This is a genomic window from Pantoea sp. SGAir0418 (genome assembly GCF_043529865.1).
This window is the reverse complement of the sequence record NZ_CP027911.1, coordinates 716,102-740,053: the sequence shown is the minus strand read 5'-3', so window position 1 is coordinate 740,053 and position 23,952 is coordinate 716,102. Positions and strand designations below refer to the sequence as shown.

Sequence of the window (23,952 nt, the reverse complement as noted above, 5' to 3'; positions counted from 1 at the left end):
GCAGGTATGAACAGTAGCGCGCCCCGCAGCAAAGGCCGTCCCGAAGCGCTGGCCGAAAAGGTTTATCAGGCGCTGAAGCAGGACATCTTTGAGTTCCGTCTGATGCCGGGTGACCGCTTCAGCGAAAACGAAATCGCCGATCGGCTGGCGGTGAGCCGCACGCCGGTGCGTCAGGCACTGTTCTGGCTGGAGCGCGAAGGCTACGTCGAGGTGTGGTTTCGCAGCGGCTGGCAGGTGCGGCCGTTCGATTTCGCCTACTTCGAGGAGCTGTACGACTTCCGCACCGTGCTGGAACGCGAAGCGGTGCGCCGCCTGTGCGCGCTGCCGCCGCTGGCCTGCGCGGAAACCCTGACCGCGCTGAAAACCTTCTGGATCGACGATGCCCGGCTGGAAGATGGCAAAGCGGTATCAGCGCACGACGAAGCGTTTCACATGGCGCTGGTGGCGGCGGCGGGCAATCAGGAGATGGCGCGCATCCACGCCGAGCTGACAGAAAAAATCCGCATCATTCGCCGTCTCGACTTCACGCGGGATGACCGGGTCGATGCCACGTACCGCGAGCACGCTCAGATCTTACGGGCGATTTTTCAGCAACACACCGAGGAGGCACAGCGCATTTTAACCGACCACATTGCCGTCAGTAAGGCCGAGGTCAGGAAGATTACGTTGCATATGTTACAGCAGGCTCGGCTTCAACCCATTGAATAACAACAGATAACACAGTTAGGGGTTTAAATGATGAAACGACGTTCGTTGCTTAAAGCTTTCGCGCTCTCCGCTACCGTTGCCAGCATGGGCTTCGCCTTTACCGCACAGGCGGCAGACACCATCAAAGTCGGCATTATGCATTCGCTGTCCGGCACCATGGCGATTTCCGAAACGCCGCTGAAAGATGTGGCGCTGATGACCATTGATGAGATTAACGCCAAAGGCGGCGTGCTGGGCAAGAAGCTGGAACCGGTGGTGGTCGATCCGGCCTCTAACTGGCCGCTGTTCGCCGAAAAAGCGCGCCAGCTGCTGACTCAGGACAAAGTGGCGGTGGTGTTTGGCTGCTGGACGTCGGTCTCGCGCAAATCGGTGCTGCCGGTGTTTGAAGAGCTGAACGGCCTGCTGTTCTATCCGGTGCAGTACGAAGGCGAAGAGATGTCGCCGAACGTGTTCTACACCGGCGCCGCGCCGAACCAGCAGGCGATCCCGGCGGTGCAGTATCTGATGAGCGAAGATGGCGGCAGCGCCAAACGCTTCTTCCTGCTCGGCACCGACTACGTCTATCCGCGCACCACCAACAAGATTCTGCGTGCCTTCCTGCATAGCAAAGGCGTGCAGGATAAGGATATCGAAGAGGTGTACACGCCGTTTGGTTACAGCGATTACCAGACCATCGTGTCGAATATCAAAAAATTCTCCGCCGGTGGCAAAACCGCGGTGATCTCCACCATCAACGGTGATTCCAACGTCCCGTTCTACAAAGAGCTGGCGAACCAGGGCATTAAAGCAACCGACATTCCGGTAATCGCCTTCTCGGTGGGGGAAGAAGAGCTGCGCGGCATCGACACCAAACCGCTGGTCGGTCAGCTGGCGGCGTGGAACTACTTTGAGTCAGTGGATAACCCGACTAATGCGAAGTTCGTGTCCGACTACCGCGCTTACGCCAAAGCGCACAACCTGCCGAACGCCAACACCGTAGTGACCAACGATCCGATGGAAGCCACCTACGTTGGTCTGCACATGTGGGCGCAGGCGGTAGAGAAAGCCGGCACCACCGATGTGGATAAAGTGCGCGCCGCAATGGCCGGACAGACGTTTAAAGCACCGGACGGATTTACGCTGACCATGGACAAAACCAACCACCATCTGCACAAGCCGGTGATGATTGGTGAAGTGGAGGAGAACGGCCAGTTCAACGTGGTGTGGCAGACCGAACAGCCGGTACGCGCCCAGCCGTGGAGTCCGTACATCGCCGGGAATGATAAGAAGCCGGACTATCCGGTGAAGTCGGCGCAGTAAGGGGAGGCTGATGGCCCTCGCCCTCTGGCCCGCTGGCCCTCACCCTAACCCTCTCCCGCTGGCGGGAGAGGGAACCGATCGAGCCAGCACGCCGCTACCGAACTCACCTGTAGCAGCGTCTCCCTCTCCCTCCGGGAGAGGGCCGGGGTGAGGGCCAGACAACGCCCTAACCCTGATGAGGGCCACACCGCACCCAACGTAACCATAACAGGATGATCACCATGACACTCCGCCGTATTCTCAGCTGCCTGCTGTTACTGCTGCCGTGGCTGGCGCAGGCCGGTGATGGCGCTGATTTCGCCGCTGCCAGCCGCACGCAGCAGGCGACATTGCTGCAGCAGTGGGCTGCGGCGCCGCAGGCCAGCCGCTTGCCGCTGCTGCAGGCGCTGCGCAATGAAAGCGTGGTTATCGACCAGAACAAACAGCCGTTCAGCAAACAGGCTGACCAGCTTCTGCCGCTCGACAGCGCCCGGCAGCCGGACGGCGAAACCAAAAAACTCTTCATGAACAACCGGCTGCGCGTGCTGATTGCCAGCGCCCTCGCCGCCCACCAGCTGGTGAGTGACGATGCGGCGACTCGCCTGCGCGCGGCGCAACAGTTACAAAACGATGCCGCACCTGACCAGCTGCCGCTGATTGAACAGCGCCTCGCCGCCGAACAGGACAGCAAGGTGCACGCGGTGCTGGCGATGGCCGCCGCGAATCTGCAGCTCGCCAGCCCGGACGCCGCGCTGCGCCTGAAAGCGGTCACGCTGCTCGGAGAATCGGGCGATCCGGCGATGCAGGCCAGCCTGACGCGCTTAACCCAGGCCAGCAACGAACCCGATGCGCAGGTGCGCGCCGCTGCGGCCGCCAGCCTGCAGCACATCAGGCAGCGCCTGATGTGGGGCGATTGGCTCGGGCAGGCGTTTACCGGTCTGTCGCTCGGCTCCATTCTGCTGCTGGCCGCGCTCGGCCTGGCGATCACCTACGGCCTGCTGGGCGTGATCAACATGGCGCACGGCGAGATGCTGATGCTCGGCGCCTACGCCACCTGGCTGGTGCAGAATCTGTTCCAGCAGTTTGCGCCGCAGTGGCTGGCGTGGTACCCGCTGCTGGCGCTGCCGGTGGCCTTCGCCGTCACCGCCGTAATGGGCATGCTGCTGGAACGCACCATCATCCGCCACTTATACGGTCGCCCGCTGGAGACGCTGCTCGCCACCTGGGGCATCAGCCTGATGCTGATTCAACTGGTGCGCATGCTGTTTGGCGCGCAGAACCTCGAAGTGGCCAACCCGGGCTGGCTGTCCGGCGGCTGGCAGCTGCTGCCGAATCTGGTGCTGCCGTATAACCGCATCGCGGTAATCCTGTTTGTCATCGCGGTGCTGGCGCTCACCTGGCTGCTGCTGAATAAAACCCGGCTGGGGCTGAATGTGCGGGCGGTCACGCAGAACCGCGCTATGGCCGACTGCTGCGGCGTGCCGACCGGGCGCATCGATATGCTGGCGTTTGGCCTCGGTTCCGGCATTGCCGGACTCGGCGGCGTCGCGCTGTCGCAGCTGGGCAACGTCGGACCGGAACTGGGTCAGGGCTACATCATCGATTCATTCCTCGTGGTGGTGCTCGGTGGCGTCGGTCAGCTGGCCGGCACCGTGGTGGCGGCTTTTGGTCTCGGCATCCTTAACAAAGTGCTGGAGCCGCAGATTGGCGCAGTGCTCGGCAAAATCCTGATCCTCGTGCTGATTGTACTGTTCATCCAGAAACGTCCCCAGGGTCTGTTTGCCGTTAAAGGGAGGGTGATTGACTGATGAGCCAGCCACTGACCTTACGCGCGGTGCGCAAAGCGCCGCGCCTCAGCCTGATTCTCGGCGTCATCGTGACCGCGCTGCTGCTGGTGCTGCCGTTCTGCGCCCTGCTGCCCGCCAGCCATCCGCTGGCGATCTCCACCTATACGCTGACGCTGGTGGGCAAAATCCTCTGCTATGCGATTGTCGCGGTGGCGCTGGATCTGGTGTGGGGCTACGCCGGGCTGCTGTCGCTCGGCCACGGACTGTTTTTTGCCCTCGGCGGCTATGCCATGGGCATGTACCTGATGCGCCAGGCTGCAGGCAGCGGTTTGCCGGCGTTTATGTCGTTTCTGTCGTGGAATGAGCTGCCGTGGTTCTGGGCCGGCGGCCAGCACTTTCTCTGGGCGCTGTGCCTGATTGTACTGGTGCCGGGCCTGCTGGCGCTGCTGTTTGGGTTCTTCGCCTTTCGCTCCAGAATCAAAGGCGTCTACTTTTCCATCATGACGCAGGCGCTGACTTACGCCGGCATGCTGCTGTTTTTCCGCAACGAAACCGGCTTTGGTGGCAACAACGGCTTTACCGGTTTTACGACCCTGCTCGGTTTCAGCGTCACCGCCACCGGCACGCGTATCGCACTGTTTATCGCGACCGTGCTGTTGCTGCTGTTCAGCCTGGCGCTGGGCTTTGCCCTGGCGCGCAGTAAGTTTGGTCGCGTGCTGACGGCGGTGCGCGATGCGGAAAACCGCCTGATGTTTGTTGGTTACGATCCGAAGGGCTTCAAGCTATTCGTCTGGACACTCTCCGCCGTGCTGTGCGGGCTGGCCGGGGCGCTGTACGTGCCGCAGGTCGGCATCATCAACCCGAGCGAAATGTCGCCGACCAACTCAATTGAAGCGGCGATTTGGGTGGCACTCGGTGGACGCGGCACGCTGATTGGTCCGCTGCTGGGTGCGGCCATCGTCAACGGTGCCAAAAGCTGGTTCACCGTCGCCTTCCCGGAATACTGGCTGTTTTTCCTGGGCCTGATGTTCATCCTGGTCACGCTGTTCCTGCCGCGTGGTGTGATTGGCCTGCTGCGCCGGAGGCACCATGACTGAGCAACTGTTTACCCAACCGCACCCGGCGGATCGCCATCGTCAGCAAACCGATCCGGTGCTGCTGCTGGAGAACATCAACGTCTCGTTTGACGGCTTCCGCGCGCTGACCGATCTGTCATTGCAGATTGGCGTCGGCGAACTGCGCTGCGTGATTGGCCCGAACGGCGCGGGAAAAACCACGCTGATGGACGTGATCACCGGCAAAACCCGGCCGGACAGCGGCCAGGTGATCTACGACCAGGATACCGATCTGCGCCAGCTGTCGCCGGTCGAAATCGCCCGCGCCGGCATTGGCCGCAAGTTTCAGAAACCCACGGTGTTTGAAGCGCTGACGGTGTTTGAAAACCTCGAAATCGCGCTGAAAAACGATAAATCGGTGTGGGCCAGCCTGCGCGCCCGGCTTAGCGGCGAGCAGCGCGATCGCATCGACGAGGTGCTCAAACTGCTGCGGCTCGGCGGCGAACGCCAGCGGCAGGCGGGTCTGCTGTCGCACGGGCAGAAGCAGTTTCTCGAAATCGGCATGCTGCTGGTGCAGGAGCCGCACCTGCTGCTGCTGGACGAACCGGCAGCCGGCATGACCGATGCCGAAACCGACTACACCGCCGAGCTGTTCCGCAGCCTGGCGGGCAAGCACTCACTGATGGTGGTGGAACATGACATGGGCTTTGTGGAAACCATTGCCGACCACGTGACGGTGCTGCATCAGGGCCAGGTGCTGGCTGAGGGATCGCTGCGCGAGGTACAGGCGGACGATCGGGTTATCGACGTATATCTGGGGCGCTGAGATGTTACAGGTAGCAGAACTGCATCAATATTATGGCGGCAGCCATATCCTGCGCGGTCTGTCGTTTGAGGCTCGCCCGGGCGAGATCACCTGCCTGCTGGGACGCAACGGTGTGGGCAAAACCACACTGCTGAAGTGTCTGATGGGGCTGATTCCGGTCAAATCCGGCGAGGTTCGCTGGCAGAACCAGCTGATTAACACGCGCAAGCCCCACCAGCGCGTACAGGCCGGTATTGCTTACGTGCCGCAGGGACGCGAAATTTTTCCGCGTCTGACGGTGGAAGAGAACCTGCTGATGGGGCTGGCGCGCTTCTCCGGCACCCAGGCCAGCCGGGTACCGGAGGAGATCTACCAGCTGTTTCCGGTGCTGCGCGAGATGAAAACGCGGCGCGGTGGCGATCTGTCAGGCGGCCAGCAGCAACAGCTGGCGATCGGCCGGGCGCTGGCCTGCCAGCCGCAGTTGTTGATCCTCGATGAGCCGACCGAAGGGATCCAGCCGTCGGTGATCAAAGAGATCGGTGCGGTGATCCGCCAGCTGGCGCAGCGCGGTGACATGGCGATCCTGCTGGTTGAGCAGTTTTATGATTTCGCCGCCGAACTGGCCGACAGCTATCTGGTGATGTCGCGCGGCGAAATTGTGCAGCGCGGCGCAGGGGCGAATATGGAGAGCGAGGGCGTGCGCGGGCTGGTGGCGATTTAGCCGCGCGGCGGGCGGGCAGGCAGAAGACAGGTTGTTAATCTGCAAGAAAAAACTTATGTTTACCCTCCACCCGGCCATTCCGGCCGCAGCGAAGGTTGAGCGAACTGTTACTGATGGAAAACCGCCGCGACGAACGAATCAATAAGCTGGCGCAGGCGCTGAAACACAGCGACACCCTGCACTTAAAACAGGCCGCGCAACTACTGGGCGTGTCAGAAATGACCATCCGCCGCGATTTAACCGGCGCGACGCAGGGCGTGGTGCTGCTGGGTGGCTATGTCATGCGCGACCCGCGGCAGAACGTGGCGCACTATTTTGTCAGCGACCAGCAAAACCTCAACGTCAGCAAGAAACGTCTGCTGGCACAGCGGGCTGCCGCGCTGGTACAGGCCAACGACACGGTGTTTTTCGACTGCGGCACCACGTTACCGCTGGTGATCGAAGCGATCGATAACGATCTGCCCTTCACCGCCATCTGCAGCGCGATCAATACCTTTCTGGCGTTAAAAGAGAAGCCGCACTGTCGGGTGATTCTGTGCGGCGGCGAATTCCACGCCGATAACGCCGTGTTTACACCGCTCGAGCAGATCACGGTGCTGGATGCGCTCTGCCCCAATAAAGCCTTTATCTCTGCCGCCGGCATGGACGCTGCGCAGGGCGCCACCTGTTATAACCTCAACGAACTGCCCATCAAGCATCTGGCGCTGCAGCGGGCGCAGACCAAAATCGTGGTCGGCGACAGCAGCAAGTACGGCAAGGTACTGCCGGCGCGCATTGGCGACTTCTCGCTGTTTGATATGCTGGTCAGCGACAGCCCGCCTCCGCCCGCGCTGCTCGCCGTGTTGCAGGCGGCCAGGCTTACCCTGCACTGCGGCTAGCATTATTCCGCCGCTGCGGAAGAATGCGCGCAATGCGGCTGTGATTGCCGGGTGAAAACGGCTAAACTTCAGCATCTGACGTTCCACCCATTACAGACCAAGAGGCTCATCACAACGTGGCTCAATTCGTCTATAGCATGCATCGCGTCGGCAAAGTGGTTCCGCCGAAGCGTCACATTCTGAAGAATATCTCCCTTAGCTTTTTCCCTGGCGCCAAAATTGGCGTACTCGGCCTGAACGGCGCGGGTAAATCGACCCTGCTGCGCATCATGGCCGGCATTGATAAAGACATCGAAGGGGAAGCTCGCCCGCAGCCGGGCATCAAAGTCGGCTATCTGCCGCAGGAACCTCAGCTGAACCCGGAACACACCGTGCGTGAGTCGGTGGAAGAAGCCGTCGCGGAAGTGGTTGGCGCGCTGAAGCGTCTCGACGAAGTGTACGCGCTGTACGCCGATCCGGATGCCGACTTCGACAAGCTGGCCGCTGAGCAGGGCCGTCTGGAAGAAGTGATCCAGGCACACGACGGGCACAACCTGGAAACCCAGCTGAACCGAGCCGCCGATGCCATGCGTCTGCCGGAGTGGGATGCCAAAATCGCCAACCTGTCTGGTGGTGAACGCCGCCGCGTCGCGCTGTGCCGTCTGCTGCTGGAAAAGCCAGACATGCTGCTCCTCGACGAACCGACCAACCACCTGGATGCCGAATCCGTCGCGTGGCTGGAGCGCTTCCTGCACGACTTCGAAGGCACTGTGGTAGCCATCACCCACGACCGTTACTTCCTCGATAACGTTGCCGGCTGGATTCTGGAGCTGGACCGTGGTGAAGGCATTCCATGGGAAGGCAACTACTCTTCATGGCTGGAGCAGAAAGATCAGCGTCTGGCGCAGGAGGCTTCTCAGGAAGCGGCACGTCGCAAATCGATCGAGAAAGAGCTGGAGTGGGTGCGCCAGGGCGCGAAAGGCCGTCAGTCTAAGGGCAAAGCCCGTCTGGCGCGCTTTGAAGAGCTCAACAACACCGATTATCAGAAACGTAACGAGACCAACGAACTGTTCATTCCACCTGGCGCGCGCCTCGGCGACAAAGTGCTGGAAGTGAAGAATCTGAGCAAAGCGTATGGCGATCGCGTGCTGATTGACGATCTGTCGTTCTCGCTGCCGAAAGGCGCCATCGTCGGCATCATTGGCCCTAACGGCGCCGGTAAATCGACGCTGTTCCGCATGATGTCAGGCCAGGAGCAGCCAGATTCCGGCAGCATCGAGCTGGGCGAAACCGTGAAGCTGGCGTCGGTCGATCAGTTCCGCGATGCGATGGATAATTCCAAAACCGTGTGGGAAGAAGTTTCTGGCGGTCAGGACATTATGCGCATCGGCAACACCGAAATGCCAAGCCGCGCTTATGTCGGTCGCTTTAACTTTAAGGGTACCGATCAGGGCAAACGCGTCGGCGAACTGTCCGGCGGTGAGCGTGGTCGTCTGCACCTGGCGAAACTGCTGCAGGTGGGCGGCAACCTGCTGCTGCTCGACGAACCAACCAACGACCTGGATATCGAAACCCTGCGCGCACTGGAAAACGCCCTGCTGGAGTTCCCGGGCTGCGCAATGGTGATCTCGCACGACCGCTGGTTCCTCGACCGTATCGCCACCCACATCATCGACTATCAGGATGAAGGTAAGGTGGAGTTCTTCGAAGGTAACTTTACCGAGTACGAAGAGTACAAGAAACGCACCCTCGGCGCCGAAGCGCTGGAGCCGAAGCGTATCAAGTACAAGCGCATGGCGAAGTAATCGCTGTGATAACAAAAAGGCGCCGCGGCGCCTTTTTTGTTGTGCTGCGCTAGCTGCCCAGCATCTGCTTCACCAGCTCGACGCAGCGCAGGAAGCGTGTGTCGTAGTCATCCTCTTTGACGTGCACATATTCAATGTGATTTTCACGCAGCATGGTGACCAGCATCGACTGGAACTCACGGCGATCCATCGAACTGCCGAGGCTGCGCAGGCCATCGGCCACCCACGGCACATTATTTTCCAGCAGAATCACCAGGTCAAAGCGGTACTCATCGATCAGCGCCTGCACGAATGGGTGCTCGCGCCCTTCATACTTAAGGCAGAACGCCTGGGTAGTGATGAAGTCAGTGTCGATAAACGCCACTTTGTTGGCGTATTTGACGGCGAAATCGATGTACTGCGCCTGGCCGAGCGCGATTTTGTCGTAGTCGGAGTATTGCAGCGCCATCTCGTCGCCGCCGAGGTGCGAGAAGACGTAATCGCGGCCATACTCCCACGCACTGGTGGTGTTGAAGATGTTGGCCAGCTTATTGACCAGCGTCGATTTACCGCTCGATTCACCGCCGAGTACCGCCACGGTGCGCACGAAGAACGGCTTCACTTCAGTCGGGATGTACTCCCAGTAGCGGAACGGATCCTGACGAATCTGGCTGCCGCTGATGTTCATAAACGATCGATGCGGATCGATCACCACTGCCGGAATGCCCAGATGCTGCTGATACATCGGCGCATCCGGTTCTTCGCTGGTATAAACGCAGTCGGGCTCAATCCCCTGCTCCGCGAGGAAGGTTTTCACGCCAGCGCTCCACACATCCCAGCCGTGCGGATAGGGCTCGATGCCCTCTTCGTTGAACGAATGGATACGGATGTTTTTCTGGTACTTGAAGGTCTGCAGCAGCCAGCGCAGACGATCGCTGATGGTGGGCTGCTGCGACATGGCGCTGTTCTCAAACAGCTGGCGATCGCGCGGATCGTCATGGCCCATGATGATGTGCAGCTCATCGACCTGGCTACAGGCGCGCTGGATCAGGTAGATGTGACCGGTGTGCAGCGGATAGAACTTCCCGAACACCACGCCCACGGTTTTGTCGCGGCGCGGGAATTCCAGTCCGAGAAAACGGTGCAGCGCTTCCAGCTTCTGCGCGCTCGGGCTTTTGATTTTGGCATTCAGCAACTGGCTCAGATAGCCTTTGGTCATCCCGCTGGCATCAGCCACCTGCTGTAATGTGTGTCCCTGCTGGCGAATCGCGGTTTTCAGATAGTCAAACGATGACATGTGGTGCCTCCTGCATGGAATTAGAGGGATGGTGCGCGTGGGCCCTCACCCCGGCCCTCTCCCGCCCGCGGGAGAGGGGGAAAATCCTGGATAGAGCGATAAATGACAGATCTACGCCGTACTTCCCGCCTCTGCGAACGGTCCCCTCTCCCGCAAGTGTACAGTCCGGGGACATGGCAGACAGGTGTTCGGGGACATAGTGAACACTTTTTAACATCCTTTACCCATGGTGATCGACTTTTTCTTCAGGTCGATCACCCCCACTTTTGTGCTGTACCACCACACCTCGTAATAACCGTCTTCCCCCGTCTCCTTCAGCCCGACACGCTCTCCCCTGAACGCCTTTCCCGCCTTCAGGCTGAGTCCTTTTACGCTCAGCTTCCCGCTGATATCCACCTTCCTGACCATCACGCCCTCGTCGTATTCCGGTGGCGCTACGCGGACGCTGTACTGCCGCGATGAGGGCTGATAGCGCGACGCCGGCACCGCCATCTCCAGCGCCTCATGCGGGCGCTCGAGATTGTAGACCGTCCGCCAGTGGTCGAAGGCGCGCTGCAGCTCACCGCTGTCCGCGAACCACTTCCCCTGCAGCACTTCCGCCTTCAGGCTGCGGTGAAAGCGCTCCAGCTTCCCCTGCGTCTGCGGATGATACGGCCGCGAGTGCCCCACCCGGATGCCGTGGCGCATCAGCCACAGCTCCACTGCCGTCCAGGTGCCGGTGGTGTCGCCCCACGGCGAGCCGTTGTCCATCGTCATCCGGTCCGGCAGGCCGTAGCGCTCAAAGACGCTGACCAGCTGCTCCTGTACCGTCTCACGCCGTTCGTCAGCGCAGTGCACCAGGCACAGCGAGAACCGGGAGTGGTCGTCCAGCAGGGTAAGCGGGTGGCAGCGGCCGCCGCCAAAGGGAAAGTGGCCCTTAAAATCCATCTGCCAGAGCCGGTTCGGGGCCGCATGCTCAAACCGGCCGGTGGCCGGGACGCCCGGCGCTGCGCCCGGCAGCAGGCCGTGGCGGGCCATCAGGTTGTGGACGGTGCTGAAGGCCGGCATGCCGTGCCCGCGGTCTTCGAGCCAGCGCTTAATCTTGCGGGCCCCCCAGTGCTGATGAAGCTCGTGCGCCATACGCAGAAGGTCAGTGATGTCGTCAGATGAGCGGCTGGGTGAGTGACGGGGCGCGCGGGAGCGGTCCTGAAGGCCGGACGGTCCTTCCTCCTCCCAGCGGCGAAGCCACTTGTAGCCGGTGGCGGGAGATATGCCGTAGCGGCGGCACAGCTCGCGGATGTTCGCCCCGTCTTGCGAGGCGAACAGAACAAACTCAGTACGTAATGACATGGTATCTCTCGCATCCCAGGGCATAAGCGACTCCATAAACGGGTTCTTATGCCTTAGTTGTAAGTGTCTACCATGTCCCCGAACAAGTGTTCACGATGTCCCCGGACTGTACACAAGCGGGAGAGGGGGAAAACCCTGAACAGAGCGGTAAATGGCAGATCAACGCCGTACTTCCCGCCCCTGCGAACGGTTCCCTCTCCCGTAAGCGGGAGAGGGTTAGGGTGAGGGAAAAGGTGGAGCACAAGCCCAACCTCCCCCCAACAACTCACCTTACAGCTCGTCAAGAATCGCCAGCGCGTCCGCCAGTTTCTTCGCGCTATACACCTTCATACCGTCAATCGCCTTCTTCGGCGCATTTCCTGCCGGCACAATGGCGCGCTTAAAGCCGTGCTTGGCCGCTTCGGAAATGCGCTCCTGGCCGCTCGGCACCGGACGAATCTCCCCGGCCAGCCCGACTTCGCCAAAAATCACCAGATCCTGCGGCAGCGGGCGATCGCGCAGGCTCGACACCATCGCCAGCAGCAGCGCCAGGTCTGCACTGGTCTCGGTGACTTTAACGCCGCCGACCACGTTCACAAATACATCCTGATCGGCCATCTGCAGACCGCCGTGACGGTGCAGCACCGCCAGCAGAATCGCCAGACGGTTCTGCTCCAGTCCAACCGCCACGCGGCGCGGGTTGCCCATCATCGAATGATCCACCAGCGCCTGAATCTCAACCAGCAGCGGGCGCGTGCCCTCCCAGACCACCATTACCGAACTGCCGGAGGTGATCTCATCGCCGCGTGACAAAAAGATAGCAGACGGGTTACTGACTTCGCGCATGCCCTGCTCGGTCATGGCAAATACGCCCAGCTCATTCACCGCGCCAAAGCGGTTTTTGTGGCTGCGCAGCGTGCGGAAGCGCGAATCGGCATCGCCGTCCAGCAGCACCGAACAGTCGATGCAGTGCTCCAGCACCTTCGGCCCGGCCAGCGAGCCATCTTTGGTGACGTGACCGACCATGATGATCGCCACGCCGCGCGTTTTGGCGAAGCGCGTCAGGTAAGCGGCGGTTTCCCGCACCTGCGCCACGCTGCCCGGCGATGACTGGATCTCCGCCATGTGCATCACCTGGATCGAGTCGATCACCATCAGCTTCGGCTGCTCCTGCTCGGCGATCAGGCAGATCTGCTCAATGCTGGTTTCCGACAGCATATTGAGGTTTTCCGTCGGTAATCCCAGACGATGGGCGCGCATCGCCACCTGTTGCAGCGACTCTTCGCCGGTGACGTACAGGGTTTTCATCCCTTCCGCCAGCTTACACATCACCTGCAACAGCAGTGTTGATTTACCGGCACCAGGGTTACCGCCAATCAGTATCGCGCTGCCTGGCACCACGCCTCCGCCCAGCACGCGGTCAAACTCTTTAAAACTGGTCGAGAAACGCGGCAGCGCTTCCAGACTGATCTCCGACAGCTTCTGCACCCGGCTGGTGCCGGCGCTACCGGCATAGCCGCTCAGGCGCTCATTGCGCGCGGCCGCAGGCGAGGCGGCAATGCGCACCTCGGTAATGGTATTCCAGGCGTGACAGGCGCTGCATTGCCCCTGCCAGCGCGGATAGTCAGCGCCGCATTCGTTACAGACGAAGGCGCGTTTTGCCGCTTTGGCCAAATCAAATCCTCAGTTAACGCTCTTCGTGAATCAGGCTGCCGGTGAGAATGCAGAACACCCCCATCAGGTCAGCGTGGCGGATAATCACTTCCGTCTGCTCATTCACTTTGGGTTTAGCATGATAGGCGATACCCAGCGCCGCAGTTTTAATCATCGGCAGATCGTTAGCACCATCGCCAATCGCCACGGTTTGTTCCGGTGCGATGTCAAAGCGCTGGGCCAGACTGTTCAGGGTATCGGCTTTAAATTGCGCGTCGACGATTTGCCCCAGCACTTCGCCGGTCAGCTTACCGTCACGCATTTCCAGTTCGTTGGCCACCGCAGCGGCCAGATGCAGCGTCTGCCGCAGGTGATCGGCATAGAAGGTGAACCCGCCCGAGGCAATCGCCACCTGCCAGCCCAGCGCCTGCAACTTGTGCACCAGCGTGGTCAGGCCCGGCATCAGCGGCAGCGTGTCGCGTACCTGCTTCAGGATGTTGGCGTCAGCGCCGGCCAGCTTCGCCACGCGCTCGCGCAGGCTGGCTTTAAAATCCAGCTCGCCGCGCATCGCCCGTTCCGTCACTTCCGCCACCTGCTCGCCACAGCCCGCCAGTTTGGCGATCTCATCGATGCACTCGATCTGGATGGCGGTGGAATCCATGTCCATTACCAGCAGCCCTGGCGTTTTCAGATGGGGAATTTTGCCAAGCGGCGCCACATCAAAGCCAGCCTCATGTGCCAGCTTGCTGGCACGCGGCGTCAGCGAGCCCGCCAGCCGGATTACCTGATACTCATCGACATTCCACGCGCTGACGATCACCATCGCCGCGCCCAGCTGATGCTGATAATCAGTCAGTTTTTGTTTATCGAGCCCGCGCCCATACAGTAACCAGCCAGTCCGACCGGCACGGTAATCCAGCGGCATCACTTCATCACCGCTCAGGGAAAGGGGTAAACCCGGCCAAAGAGAGACATCGGCGGGCAGATCGCACCAGGTAAGACGATTTGGCATTACAGCTCCTGTAGGGACAACAAAACCACGCAAGAGGCTACCTTGTCTGCGCGGGTTCTGGCAACATAATTGCCAGCCTTTCTGCTGTTACGTCACACGGGTTTCTGATGGTCAAAACCGCACTGAAATTTCGCCTGCATCGCACGGTGATCGTTCTTATCTCGCTGGCGCTGTTAGTGGTGCTGATGCAGGGCGCGTCATGGTTTAGTCTTGGCCATCAGATGGCCCGTTCCGAGCAGGTCGAGGAGCTGGCGCACACGCTGACGCGCCAGGTGGCGTTCAGCCTGAAACCGCTCATGGATAACAGCGACGATAACCGCACGCAGATTGAAGCCATCCTGAATCAGATGACGGATAACAGCCGCGTGCTGGACGCTTCGGTCTATGCCGACGACGGTAGCCTGGTGGCCCACAGCGGTGAGAGCATTAATGTGCGCGACCGCCTGGCGCTCGACGGTAAACGTGCTGGTAGTTATTTCAATCATCAGATTGTCCAGCCGCTGGAAGGGAAAGAGGGTCCGCAGGGTTTTCTGCGTATCACGCTGGATACGCATGTGCTGGTGACGGAATCGCGTCAGGTGGATAACACCACCAATATTCTGCGCCTGATGATGCTGCTGGCGCTGGCGATCGGCATTATCCTGACCCGTACCCTGCTGCGCGACCGCCGCACCCGCTGGCAGCAATCCCCGTTCCTGCTGACGGCCAGCAGAACGGTGAAAGAGGATAAAGAGGAAGAGACGGCGGCGGAGAGTGTGGAGACAGAGAGGAAAGAGGGTTGAGTTCATTTGGGCAGTGCGGTCTGATGCAAGGGATTACGTTGCAGCACTGCTAACATTACTGTACGCAATTATCGATGAATACAAGTTACTGCCATATATCGAGCAGCTTCCTCCATACATCTCTCATATTTTCTCCTTGTATAGAGTAATCATTGAATTTTTCCGTGCAATCAATAAAAGTTTGGTGAATAGACCTAATAGGAACATTACTTTCATGCATTGAACTTTCAATTATTTTATTTAAATTACACAAACAATGGGAATCCTTAACACTCCTCATAAAGTAATCATTGAGAAAGGCAAGAACTTCACTGTAATATCCATAGTTCATGATTAGTACTCAGAGGAATATCAAAAGCATCGAACTTTACAATGCGCTCATCTACAGATAATTGTTCGAAATTATGGCTTACTAATTGTGGATATGCTCAGTAAAACTTTTAGATATTTATCTGTCTTGACTTCAAAGATTGTTGAATGCTTGAGCTGAGCAACTCCACATTAAAATAGTAGAAAAGAATCAAGTTTTTCTTTCATTCTATCATGACTTCAGGGCCTACCCTCAGGATTAATTGTATAAATTCCTTTTGTTTATAACTTATCTCTTGTTGATTTTTTATCTCACGAACGCTCCTTTCGTTTCAATTTGAGCCACTTTTTCGCAGCTTTTTTCTCCATAAGCATAACGCACGCTCACATCTGTTTTGTTATTACTGATTTCTCCAACTAGATTCATGCCGAGTCAGGTAAATTTTATGTATTCCGGCTGAACTCAATTTTATACACACACTCAATCGACTAAAGGTAAGAAATGGCAAAAAAATTGCTAAACAACCGTCTGACTTTCATTAAAAGCAATTCCTTTAATCTATTTTACTTCCGTTTATCCAAAGCCCTTTTTTATAAGAGGAACGACCTCTCTTGATAAAAGCACACCCTATAATTTCATTTTTTAAGACTATGCAATCACCGGAATAAACATCATTTTTCAATGGATAAACCGTAGCCTTAATATCGCCCAAGCAAGAATTTATTTTCACAACCAAATCATTAAGCCCTAACACTTCCTCTCCATGTCCTTTATTTATATAGTTCCTTTTTTTATACTTAAGAAGTAATAAATTCAAATCCTCATCATATGGATTACCTATTATTAAGCTATCCGACATAAGCATACCGTTTAAATATCTTGTCCATTCCTCTCGTTTTTTAGGAAAAATGGATTTTAGGTAACTCAGATGCTTCATACAGTTAATCCTCATAAAACGGTGACGATCACGCCTTTTCGTGTACCCAATTGCAACATCTCAACTTCGCCCCAGTCATTAATATGTGTCCATCCCCAAGACCATGAAGCTCCCTGAGGAGGCGCTCCGACAGGGACACTCAGCAGAACCCCTCCTGGTCCGTCTTTATTAGCATGACCTAAAGCCATTTCTTTATCAGGAGTCCATGATACAAATTGGCTTTCACCCGTCAATCCACCCTCTGCATGTTGTTCAGGTGACAAATCAGCATGAGGGTTTGCTGGTTTTACAATACCCTTTCTGGCATTTTCTAATTCAGGATGTTTTGCACTAACCCCTCGATATAATTTCTGACTTTCAGCATCTGAACATTTACTCAACCCAAGCGGATCTATCCATGTCATAGAGTTGGGTGCATAAACATACAGATTCAGCCCACCCGCCAGCCCTATCGGGTCCTGCTGCGTAAACCGCGCACTGTCCGGATCGTAGTAACGAAACAGATTGTAGTGCAGTCCGGTTTCACGGTCCAGGTACTGGCCCTGCATACGCAGGTTCTGGTCGTAGCCGGGCAGTTGCTGATGAGTTTCGCGCAGCAGTTTGCCCCATGCGTTATTGATGCCTTCCCAGCTGATGCGGCCTTCGCTGTCTGTCAGGCGTTCCGGCATGCCGTTAGCGGTATTGTGGAACCAGAAAATCTCCGCGTCCTCATTGCCGTCAATACGCGCCAGCGGTTCATAGCTTTGTGCGTCGCTGTATACGTAAGTCAGTGGCACTTCGTCGTGTATTTCCTGCAGCAGACGAAAACCGTCCCAGACGAAACGGGTGAGGGTGGCTGCTCCGGCTGGCTTGCCGTGCAGCAAACGCTGCACGCGCTTGCTGATGCGGCGCCCGAGCGGATCGTAGCGGAAACTCACCTGCACCTGAGGCTTGTTGCGATCGCGCGGTTCGCTGACGACTTCGATCAGGCGATGCTCGTCATCATAGCGGTAGCGCCAGCGCGTCTGACCGTCATCCTTTTCACTGGTGCGACCGTGCACGTCATAGCGCCAGCGGATGCCGTTCAGCTGCGTAACACGGTTGTGCGTTACCGCTGCTGCCGCGCTGCGGTCCAGCGGATTGCCCGCGCCATCCCACTGCCACGTATCATTACCGGGCTGTGCACCTTCCTGCGCCAGCAGACGGCCCGCGCTGTCGTAGTGCCAGAGCGTCTGGCTGAAAGGATTGTCGTCGCGCTGTTCGCGAATCAGGTTGTTGCCGTAGTCGAAATCACGCCGGCGTGACCAGCGGCGCGGTGCCGGGCGCTGTGCCTCACCGTCGAACACATCGCGACGCACCAGCCGACCCAGCCGATCGTAATCGCTGCGCGTGGTCAGTCCGCCCTGGCTGCGGCTCAGTTCGCGGTGCAGCGTATCGCGCGTAAATTCGCTGACCGGCAGGTTATCCAGCGCAATGCTCAGCAGATGGCCACTGCCGTAATAAAACTTTTTCAGCTGGCGGCCATCCGGCAGCGTCAGCGCAGTGCAGTTGCCCAGCGCGTCGTACTGCCACGACAGACTGCCCTGATCGCCCTGCTCCGCTATCACGCGACCAGCTTTGTCATACGCGAAAGTAATCGCCTGCTCGGCTTCACGGCTCCACTGGTTTTCCCCCAGTGGCAGATGCTGCGCCACGCTTGCCAGCTGGCCCGCCGCGGTATAGTCATAGCGCGTCTGGCCTTCCGGGGTGATGCGCGCCATTAGTTGCCCTGCCGGGCTGAAGGCGAAGCGGTGCGTAATGGCCTGCGGGTGACCGGCGGCGAAAGTGCGGGCAACTGCGCGTCCGGTGGCATCGTAGTCGTAGCGTGTTGCCACACCGTCCAGCCCGATCTGCGCCAGCAGCAGCGAATCTGCGCCCCATTCGAAGTGGTAGCTTTCGCCGTTCTGATTTTGCAGCGAGATTAAACGTCCACGGCTGTCCCAGCGGCGCTGCACCTCTTCGCCCTGCGCGTTTCGCGAGAGAGTCAGTCTGCCGGCCTGGTCGTAAGCGAATTCGCTGCGTTTACCGTCTGCCGAGGCATACGCCACTGGCAGACCACGTTCGCTCCACTCCAGACGTTCTTCCCAGCCTTCAGCACGTTCCATCTGCCGGGGCCGCCCGGCGGCATCATAGTAGTATCGCGTTTCTTCGCCATCGGCTGCTGTAACACAACTAATCCAGCCCAGCGGATGATAACGGTAACGCGTAGTCTGGCCGGAGCAGTCCGTCTCGCGAATGACCTGCCCGGCATCGTTATATTCACGGCGATAGCGATTGCCCGCCGCATCAATCTCTTCAGTGATCAGCCCAAACTCATCGCGCAGATAACGCGTGCTGTGCCCGAGCGCATCGACCACCCGTTCCAGTCCGTGATGGATATCGTAGTAATAACGGATGGCAGCGCCGCCAGGCTGGGTGATGACGCTGGGCAGGGCACGATGCGTTAACCACTCTGTGGTCTGCGCATTGCCATCAGCATCCTGCTCTTCAATGCGGTTACCGAGCTCGTCGTAGGTAAAGTTCACCGCATGGCCGAGCGGGTCAATACGGCGCGTCAGCAGTTCATTGTCATCCCACTCGTAGCGCCATTGCTCGCCGCGCTCGTCGATGTAGCAGGTAATCAATCCCTGTGCATTCCAGTGATGCTCGCGCTGCTGACCATCGTAGGTAGAAACGCGGGTAATGCCCGCCGTGAGATCGTACTGCATACGGCAGCCATCGCCGCTGCTGGTGCGACTTTCTATCACCCGCCAGTGATCAAACAGCTGCCAGCAATACTCGCTCTCCAGCCCGCCCGGCAGGCGGTGCCACACCATCAGGCCATCCACGTTATAACGGAAACGGCGCGTCTCAATGCCTGCCGCATCGGTGACGCTGGCCAGCTGGCCGTGATCATCAAAGCTCCAGCGCATCAGCGGCCAGTGCTGTTCACCGTCAAAGTGACTGGCAGCGGTAACGCGGTGCGGATGGCGTTCATCGTTGTAGTGCAGCGTCACGTCAATCGCCAGCGGTTCATCATGGATGCGCACCAGCCGGCTCTGCTCATCCCAGCCCATCTCCAGCGCGTTGCCGTACTCGTCGCTAAGCGAGGCGAGACGCAAGAGCTGCGGGTTTCTGGCGGTGGGTTTGTACAAGCGCCAGACCGCGCCGTCATCGTCAGCGATTGCCACGTCACCGTGCGCATTACGTCGCACCATCAGTCCTTCGCTGATGCTGTAAAGCACCTCTTTTTCACCGGGCAAGGCAAAACGCAGTTCGCGGCCGTTGTCATCAAACCAGGTGGCCTGATTGCCTTCCAGCGTCAGATAGCTGTCGAACACCGTCGACCAGCCACGGCCAAACAGGCCGACGCGCTGCGTCAGACTGTTATAGCTGCGCTGCCAGCGCAGGGGAAAACGTCCCGGCAGCGAGAAATCACGCTCGGCATCATCATTCAGCACTTTCACGCCGGTAGCGGCATGTACCGGGTGTAGCGCGGAAAATATCGCGTTGATAGACATATCGGCCAGCATGCCGCCGCCCGCCATTGCCAGCGCACACGGCATATTTTTCAGGATCTGACCGGGACGACCGCGGATCAACGACAGGCCGATCATCGCCAGCGCCAGTCCCGGCTGTTTGCCGCTTTTGATATCCCGCACCGTTAGCGTTTCACCGCCAATGATGACGTTGGCTGAAACATCATCGCTGATGGTCGCGCCACAGGTGGTGCGATCTTTAGCACGTGCCGCCGGCTGGCCGTTGATGAATACGCTTTTAGATCCTTCAGCGAGATACTGTGGCCCGCTGTGTTTCTCGCACGCAACTTTATCCTGTTCCAGCGGCGAGGTACCTGCGGCAGCGGAGGCAATCGTCGGCTGCCACATCGCCCCGGCGAACTGTTCGGCAACCGCCAGCAGTTTGCCGGCATAGTCGGCAAAAAATCCGGCCGACTGCGCTTCCGGTGGCGGCGTATCGCCTGCCGTCAGTTCACCTGCCGCGCGAGCCGCCGCTATGCCATTGATGATCACATTATCCGAACCGCTGGCAATGACACCCGCAGGCGACGGCGGGAACAGCATGTCACCAATACCATCCGCAGCCGCGCTGATGTCGTCCGTGATACCTGCCACATTCGCCACCGCACCCGCGATGATACCGCTCAGCAGACAGCTACTGCCTACCGCCGCCAGCGCACCCACGCCAACCAGCGGAGCGGCTACGGTAGCCACACCGGCAACAATCGCGCCCATCGCGGCGTAGACCGCACCTTCAGCGACGATACTGGTGATATCGGCGAAAATACTGGAATGAATGATGTCATCGCCCTGGCGGGCCGCGTGCTTATCCATAATTATCCCTTCCGTGGGGCGTTCAGCGTCAGGCTCTGTTTGAAGGCATGCCAGCGTGCCCCGTCTTCTTCATCAAAAGGCCGCATGGCTGAAAAAGTAAATATCATCAACACATTGGTTTCTGGCACGTTTACTGCCAGCTGACGTTGCCACAGAGCCTGCCCGTTGCGATCAAAAGCCGTTTCCACCTCGATGGCGCGCAATGTGTTGTCGGCTCCCGCCAGCACGCGTGTAAATTCGCTCTGCTCTACATGGCCCATCTGGCTGCGCAACGTATCCCACTGACGGTGAAATTCCTGCTCAAAATCGCTGCCTTCGGCGATTGGCCCACGGCTGACGATCAGCGCCAGCCCGGTGGCTTCATCGCGCAAAATATTCATGCTGGTGTCCTGCCAGCCAGCCGGAAACAGGGCGAACGCGCCCTCGTTGAATTGGTAGTGCATGTTGGATATCCGTTAGAGGAATAAATGAGGATGGATCTATGTGGAATCACTTTAGCGAAACGAACTTAATTAAACCGCCCCATCGCCAGCAGATAATTTCATTTGCATATGAGCTAGTAATTAATATTGACACACTACGCATCATTAAAAACCATCATAATATGACTTATGCGATGTTCTTCAATCTGAAATAAGAGACGCTTTCCATCACCCTCGTAATAAATCCAGTATTGATCATCACTGTCATCAACAGCGCCTTTGCCATAACGACGCTGCAGAGCGCTTTCGCTGTCACCAACTGAAACACCTCTGTACGTTTTGATTCCCGGCGAATTAAGGGTGATTTGCGCTATGATATAGCTATCACTGTCGCGATGCTCTTTTTCCCAGTTCAAATTGGAAGAGTAAATATCAAAACCTGGATATTTATACTGATAATAATGATAATTTCCGGCTTCTGAAGGTCTGTCGCCAGCGTAGCTTTCAGCAATCGGCACTCCAGCGTGCTGCTTTGTCAGATTATCCCATTCGTCTCCCAGTGAGACACGATAATGATTGATTTCCACACTGAAGTCGGAGGCTGAAAGAGGTTTACTGGTACAGTTTACTTGTAAGTTACCTGCAGAGTCCCCCGCAGGGTCGCTATTGAAACGCTTTGCCCAGGCAGCAATATCCGATTGCAAATTTTTCTCAGTATTGTCATTACATCGATAACTTATTTTGCCCGTATTAGCATCTGTCCATGCAGCATAGGTCCTGCCATCAGGTTGTATTACAACGGCTGAAGCCTGTTCCAGGTAGAGATCTCTTAACCAGCCTTCCACAAACAATCCGCCTGCTGATGTCAGGTGCGGTTCACCATATACATCAAAGTTTTGACTGAAGGTATCGTAATCAGGACCCAAAATGCTTTTTAGCTTCAGCAGTACCTCTTTGTTGCTAAAAACGGATGAAACTTTCTCAAGGCTATTATAATCAGACATCACTACGTCTGCTCTGGCTGACAACATGCCGAAAGCCAAAACTGCCACAACACTAAATAAAGCTAATTTTATACGCATCAACTTACCCGACAAGCCGAATTTTAATAACACTCACAGATGTTCGTTCCGGATGATAAAGCCGACTAAAAGAGCAATAAAACCCCGTAGGAATTACTTTTTAACTGGATGAAAAACTCCGTTATCAGATCCTGCATCAGTTAACAAAGAATAATTTTTCTTATCGACTTTAAAACGAAAAAGATGTACAGAAGTATTTGGGTCTCCACCACAAATAGCATAGCGTTTATCCTCTCGAACATCGATAATGAAATATTTACTGTCAGAGACATCATCATAATCATATGCTAAACAATGATCGCGTAATAACGATAGCTTATTATCCCTGATAGCTTTATGTACCGTCAGGACAGTAATATCTTCATCAGTTTGAAGTACAATTTTAGTTTCATAATGGATATTACTTTTAGCTGAAAGAACAGAATAACTAAAAACGGCACAAGAAAAAAACAAGATACACTTTAAGAAATATGATCTGGACATTTTTATTCCCACTTACCATCCTGTGATAGCAATACCTTTTTGTCTCTTGATACCGTCAGCGTCAACGGCTCAAAATTAATGCCATACTCTATATTTCCATTATTGAAAATCATACCAACTGCTTTGGCTGCATCAGGGGAATCAATTGTGTGGCCGGTAAGTGAAATCTGGCTACCATCGCTATTTTTTATGCCATAATACTTTACACTTTTACAACTGGTATAAAAACCCCCACAGTTATTTACAAGAGTCACGGTGAATCCTGATGTCGAAAAAACCCTGCTTTTTAACATTGCATTTCTATTTGGCTCTATCTTTTTAAGAGAAAAATCTTTGGGAGCATAAAACTCACCATGGCTCGGCAGTACAATTAAATGCCAAAGCATGGCGTTATTATTTAATGTCAACTCAGCCTCTCCATTTTTACCACCAAAGACAGAGTCAAATTGCACATTAGCTTTATTATTCTTCACAACGCCATGTAAGTTATTCTCATCACCATCAGGGCACTCAATACGATTACCACTATTCTTAATGTAGCAGTAGCGCCCAACAACCTTCCCATCAACTTGTCTGAGCTTGATATTTAACGTGGAATAATCGGAGCTATTTTCATTACCCGCAGTACCAGACCACTCACCGTTGAAATCTATCGCAGCCCATACAGGAGCCGCAAAAGAAAGCAATATCATTGAGAAAAAGCAGGCTTTTTTTGAAAAAATATATTTCTTAATCATATTCGGAAGCGACATTAATAGGGGCTCCAGCTAACCTTGGCTTCGAAATTCAATCTGTACGCTAATCTCCAACGCATAGAGAAGTTTATATTGCAGTAATTATCGGGGTTATTGTAGCTATATAAATCACCAAAAATAGAAAAACCTCTATGATGGCCAGCGCACTTTATCGTATGGACAATTGATTACATAACACTCCCCCCTGGCAGCCCAGGAGGTTGAGCAAAATAATTAATTGGGGTTGTTATAGTCAGGAGCCAAACCCTTGTGGGTTGCAAGCAATCTGTCTTTTTTAACCCAGCCCATGATTTGATCACCATCGTTAGTGAGGTACATGACCCGATAAAATCCATTCTGCTCAACATAGGCATAAAGATCATCATTTGGCACAACAAATGTCCCTTTTAATAAACACTTTTCATCAGGCGCTGAATAAAACTGCAAATGTCCTTTCCCTCCGACTTTGTACAGATTATCAGTATTATCAAACCGCTCCCCGTTAGAAATCCCTGACTTATCTAACTTTGCACAAAAATCATTAGCTGAAGCAACCAGGGGCAAGGCAATCATCATCGCCATTAAAAA

Annotated in this window: 20 protein-coding genes; 9 read left to right on the top strand and 11 right to left on the bottom strand. The window is 56.4% G+C overall.

The window, feature by feature from the left end:
* Positions 1-6: 6 nt before the first annotated feature.
* The 8 genes from C1N84_RS03385 to ettA all read left to right on the top strand — a co-directional run bounded on the left by C1N84_RS03385 (position 7) and on the right by ettA (position 9,016).
* On the top strand, positions 7-708 hold the full coding sequence (locus C1N84_RS03385) for a GntR family transcriptional regulator (protein ID WP_104093707.1): 702 nt from the start codon (positions 7-9) through the stop codon (positions 706-708).
* 30 nt (positions 709-738) lie between these two features.
* Positions 739-2,007 (top strand): urea ABC transporter substrate-binding protein, encoded by a 1,269-nt coding sequence (urtA, locus tag C1N84_RS03380; protein ID WP_264443595.1) that lies wholly within the window; start codon positions 739-741, stop codon positions 2,005-2,007.
* 221 nt (positions 2,008-2,228) lie between these two features.
* Positions 2,229-3,794 carry an urea ABC transporter permease subunit UrtB gene (gene urtB / locus C1N84_RS03375; RefSeq protein ID WP_264442005.1) on the top strand — a complete coding sequence of 522 codons (1,566 nt, stop codon included), beginning with the start codon at positions 2,229-2,231 and terminating at the stop codon, positions 3,792-3,794.
* A complete protein-coding gene (gene urtC / locus C1N84_RS03370) occupies positions 3,794-4,870 on the top strand; it encodes an urea ABC transporter permease subunit UrtC (RefSeq protein WP_394541731.1) in 1,077 nt (358 codons plus the stop codon). The genes urtB and urtC overlap by 1 nt, the downstream gene beginning before the upstream one ends.
* Positions 4,863-5,654 carry an urea ABC transporter ATP-binding protein UrtD gene (gene urtD, locus C1N84_RS03365; RefSeq protein ID WP_058771510.1) on the top strand — a complete coding sequence of 264 codons (792 nt, stop codon included), beginning with the start codon at positions 4,863-4,865 and terminating at the stop codon, positions 5,652-5,654. Before urtC ends, urtD begins: the two co-directional genes overlap by 8 nt.
* Before the next feature lies 1 nt (position 5,655).
* Positions 5,656-6,354, top strand: a complete 699-nt coding sequence (urtE, locus tag C1N84_RS03360) for an urea ABC transporter ATP-binding subunit UrtE (protein ID WP_021506813.1) — start codon at positions 5,656-5,658, stop codon at positions 6,352-6,354.
* A 113-nt stretch (positions 6,355-6,467) separates the two neighbouring features.
* On the top strand, positions 6,468-7,232 hold the full coding sequence (gene deoR, locus C1N84_RS03355) for a DNA-binding transcriptional repressor DeoR (protein WP_264443593.1): 765 nt from the start codon (positions 6,468-6,470) through the stop codon (positions 7,230-7,232).
* A 116-nt stretch (positions 7,233-7,348) separates the two neighbouring features.
* Positions 7,349-9,016 (top strand): energy-dependent translational throttle protein EttA, encoded by a 1,668-nt coding sequence (ettA, locus tag C1N84_RS03350; RefSeq protein WP_071813584.1) that lies wholly within the window; start codon positions 7,349-7,351, stop codon positions 9,014-9,016.
* Positions 9,017-9,065: 49 nt separating this feature from the next.
* Here the strand turns inward: ettA and nadR are convergent, their stop codons facing one another.
* The 4 genes from nadR to serB all read right to left on the bottom strand — a co-directional run bounded on the left by nadR (position 9,066) and on the right by serB (position 14,265).
* On the bottom strand, positions 9,066-10,292 hold the full coding sequence (gene nadR / locus C1N84_RS03345) for a multifunctional transcriptional regulator/nicotinamide-nucleotide adenylyltransferase/ribosylnicotinamide kinase NadR (protein WP_010618490.1): 1,227 nt from the start codon (positions 10,290-10,292) through the stop codon (positions 9,066-9,068).
* A gap of 210 nt (positions 10,293-10,502) precedes the next feature.
* Positions 10,503-11,657, bottom strand: a complete 1,155-nt coding sequence (locus tag C1N84_RS03340) for an IS481 family transposase (protein WP_238561055.1) — start codon at positions 11,655-11,657, stop codon at positions 10,503-10,505.
* 234 nt (positions 11,658-11,891) lie between these two features.
* The gene (radA, locus tag C1N84_RS03335; protein WP_021506810.1) at positions 11,892-13,274 is read right to left on the bottom strand and encodes a DNA repair protein RadA; all 1,383 of its coding nucleotides are present in this window, start codon (positions 13,272-13,274) and stop codon (positions 11,892-11,894) included.
* 13 nt (positions 13,275-13,287) lie between these two features.
* Entirely contained in the window at positions 13,288-14,265 is a 978-nt protein-coding gene (gene serB, locus C1N84_RS03330) for a phosphoserine phosphatase (RefSeq protein ID WP_021506809.1), read from the bottom strand.
* Between the two features lie 107 nt (positions 14,266-14,372).
* On the opposite strand from serB, the gene C1N84_RS03325 reads away from it, so the two are divergent.
* Positions 14,373-15,047: a YtjB family periplasmic protein gene (locus tag C1N84_RS03325; RefSeq protein ID WP_021506808.1), complete on the top strand. Its 675-nt coding sequence runs from the start codon at positions 14,373-14,375 to the stop codon at positions 15,045-15,047.
* An 863-nt stretch (positions 15,048-15,910) separates the two neighbouring features.
* Here C1N84_RS03325 and C1N84_RS03320 read toward each other — a convergent pair.
* From C1N84_RS03320 to C1N84_RS03290, 7 genes are all read right to left on the bottom strand, one after another.
* Positions 15,911-16,294: a hypothetical protein gene (locus C1N84_RS03320; RefSeq protein ID WP_146068660.1), complete on the bottom strand. Its 384-nt coding sequence runs from the start codon at positions 16,292-16,294 to the stop codon at positions 15,911-15,913.
* 11 nt (positions 16,295-16,305) lie between these two features.
* Positions 16,306-20,643, bottom strand: a complete 4,338-nt coding sequence (locus C1N84_RS03315; RefSeq protein WP_264442002.1) for an RHS repeat-associated core domain-containing protein — start codon at positions 20,641-20,643, stop codon at positions 16,306-16,308.
* A 2-nt stretch (positions 20,644-20,645) separates the two neighbouring features.
* Positions 20,646-21,086, bottom strand: a complete 441-nt coding sequence (locus C1N84_RS03310; RefSeq protein ID WP_238561538.1) for a DcrB-related protein — start codon at positions 21,084-21,086, stop codon at positions 20,646-20,648.
* A gap of 134 nt (positions 21,087-21,220) precedes the next feature.
* The gene (locus tag C1N84_RS03305) at positions 21,221-22,147 is read right to left on the bottom strand and encodes a hypothetical protein (protein WP_238561537.1); all 927 of its coding nucleotides are present in this window, start codon (positions 22,145-22,147) and stop codon (positions 21,221-21,223) included.
* Positions 22,148-22,240: 93 nt separating this feature from the next.
* Positions 22,241-22,642 (bottom strand): hypothetical protein, encoded by a 402-nt coding sequence (locus C1N84_RS03300; RefSeq protein ID WP_248295865.1) that lies wholly within the window; start codon positions 22,640-22,642, stop codon positions 22,241-22,243.
* Positions 22,633-23,382 (bottom strand): hypothetical protein, encoded by a 750-nt coding sequence (locus C1N84_RS03295; protein ID WP_264442001.1) that lies wholly within the window; start codon positions 23,380-23,382, stop codon positions 22,633-22,635. Before C1N84_RS03295 ends, C1N84_RS03300 begins: the two co-directional genes overlap by 10 nt.
* 216 nt (positions 23,383-23,598) lie before the next feature.
* Complete coding sequence (locus C1N84_RS03290) at positions 23,599-23,946, bottom strand: hypothetical protein (protein ID WP_264442000.1); 348 nt, start codon at positions 23,944-23,946, stop codon at positions 23,599-23,601.
* Between the last annotated feature and the right edge of the window lie 6 nt (positions 23,947-23,952).

Excerpts from the sequence above, each read along its gene's own strand:
- urtC (WP_394541731.1), top strand. The coding sequence starts at position 3,794 with ATGAGCCAGCCACTGACCTTACGCGCGGTGCGCAAAGCGCCGCGCCTC.
- C1N84_RS03385 (WP_104093707.1), top strand. The coding sequence starts at position 7 with ATGAACAGTAGCGCGCCCCGCAGCAAAGGCCGTCCCGAAGCGCTGGCC.
- C1N84_RS03305 (WP_238561537.1), bottom strand. The coding sequence starts at position 22,147 with ATGCGTATAAAATTAGCTTTATTTAGTGTTGTGGCAGTTTTGGCTTTC.
- urtE (WP_021506813.1), top strand. The coding sequence starts at position 5,656 with ATGTTACAGGTAGCAGAACTGCATCAATATTATGGCGGCAGCCATATC.
- C1N84_RS03340 (WP_238561055.1), bottom strand. The coding sequence starts at position 11,657 with ATGGAGTCGCTTATGCCCTGGGATGCGAGAGATACCATGTCATTACGT.
- C1N84_RS03290 (WP_264442000.1), bottom strand. The coding sequence starts at position 23,946 with ATGGCGATGATGATTGCCTTGCCCCTGGTTGCTTCAGCTAATGATTTT.
- deoR (WP_264443593.1), top strand. The coding sequence starts at position 6,468 with ATGGAAAACCGCCGCGACGAACGAATCAATAAGCTGGCGCAGGCGCTG.
- urtD (WP_058771510.1), top strand. The coding sequence starts at position 4,863 with ATGACTGAGCAACTGTTTACCCAACCGCACCCGGCGGATCGCCATCGT.
- urtB (WP_264442005.1), top strand. The coding sequence starts at position 2,229 with ATGACACTCCGCCGTATTCTCAGCTGCCTGCTGTTACTGCTGCCGTGG.
- urtA (WP_264443595.1), top strand. The coding sequence starts at position 739 with ATGAAACGACGTTCGTTGCTTAAAGCTTTCGCGCTCTCCGCTACCGTT.
- serB (WP_021506809.1), bottom strand. The coding sequence starts at position 14,265 with ATGCCAAATCGTCTTACCTGGTGCGATCTGCCCGCCGATGTCTCTCTT.
- C1N84_RS03325 (WP_021506808.1), top strand. The coding sequence starts at position 14,373 with ATGGTCAAAACCGCACTGAAATTTCGCCTGCATCGCACGGTGATCGTT.
- C1N84_RS03310 (WP_238561538.1), bottom strand. The coding sequence starts at position 21,086 with ATGCACTACCAATTCAACGAGGGCGCGTTCGCCCTGTTTCCGGCTGGC.
- nadR (WP_010618490.1), bottom strand. The coding sequence starts at position 10,292 with ATGTCATCGTTTGACTATCTGAAAACCGCGATTCGCCAGCAGGGACAC.
- C1N84_RS03320 (WP_146068660.1), bottom strand. The coding sequence starts at position 16,294 with ATGAAGCATCTGAGTTACCTAAAATCCATTTTTCCTAAAAAACGAGAG.
- C1N84_RS03295 (WP_264442001.1), bottom strand. The coding sequence starts at position 23,382 with ATGTCGCTTCCGAATATGATTAAGAAATATATTTTTTCAAAAAAAGCC.
- C1N84_RS03315 (WP_264442002.1), bottom strand. The coding sequence starts at position 20,643 with ATGGATAAGCACGCGGCCCGCCAGGGCGATGACATCATTCATTCCAGT.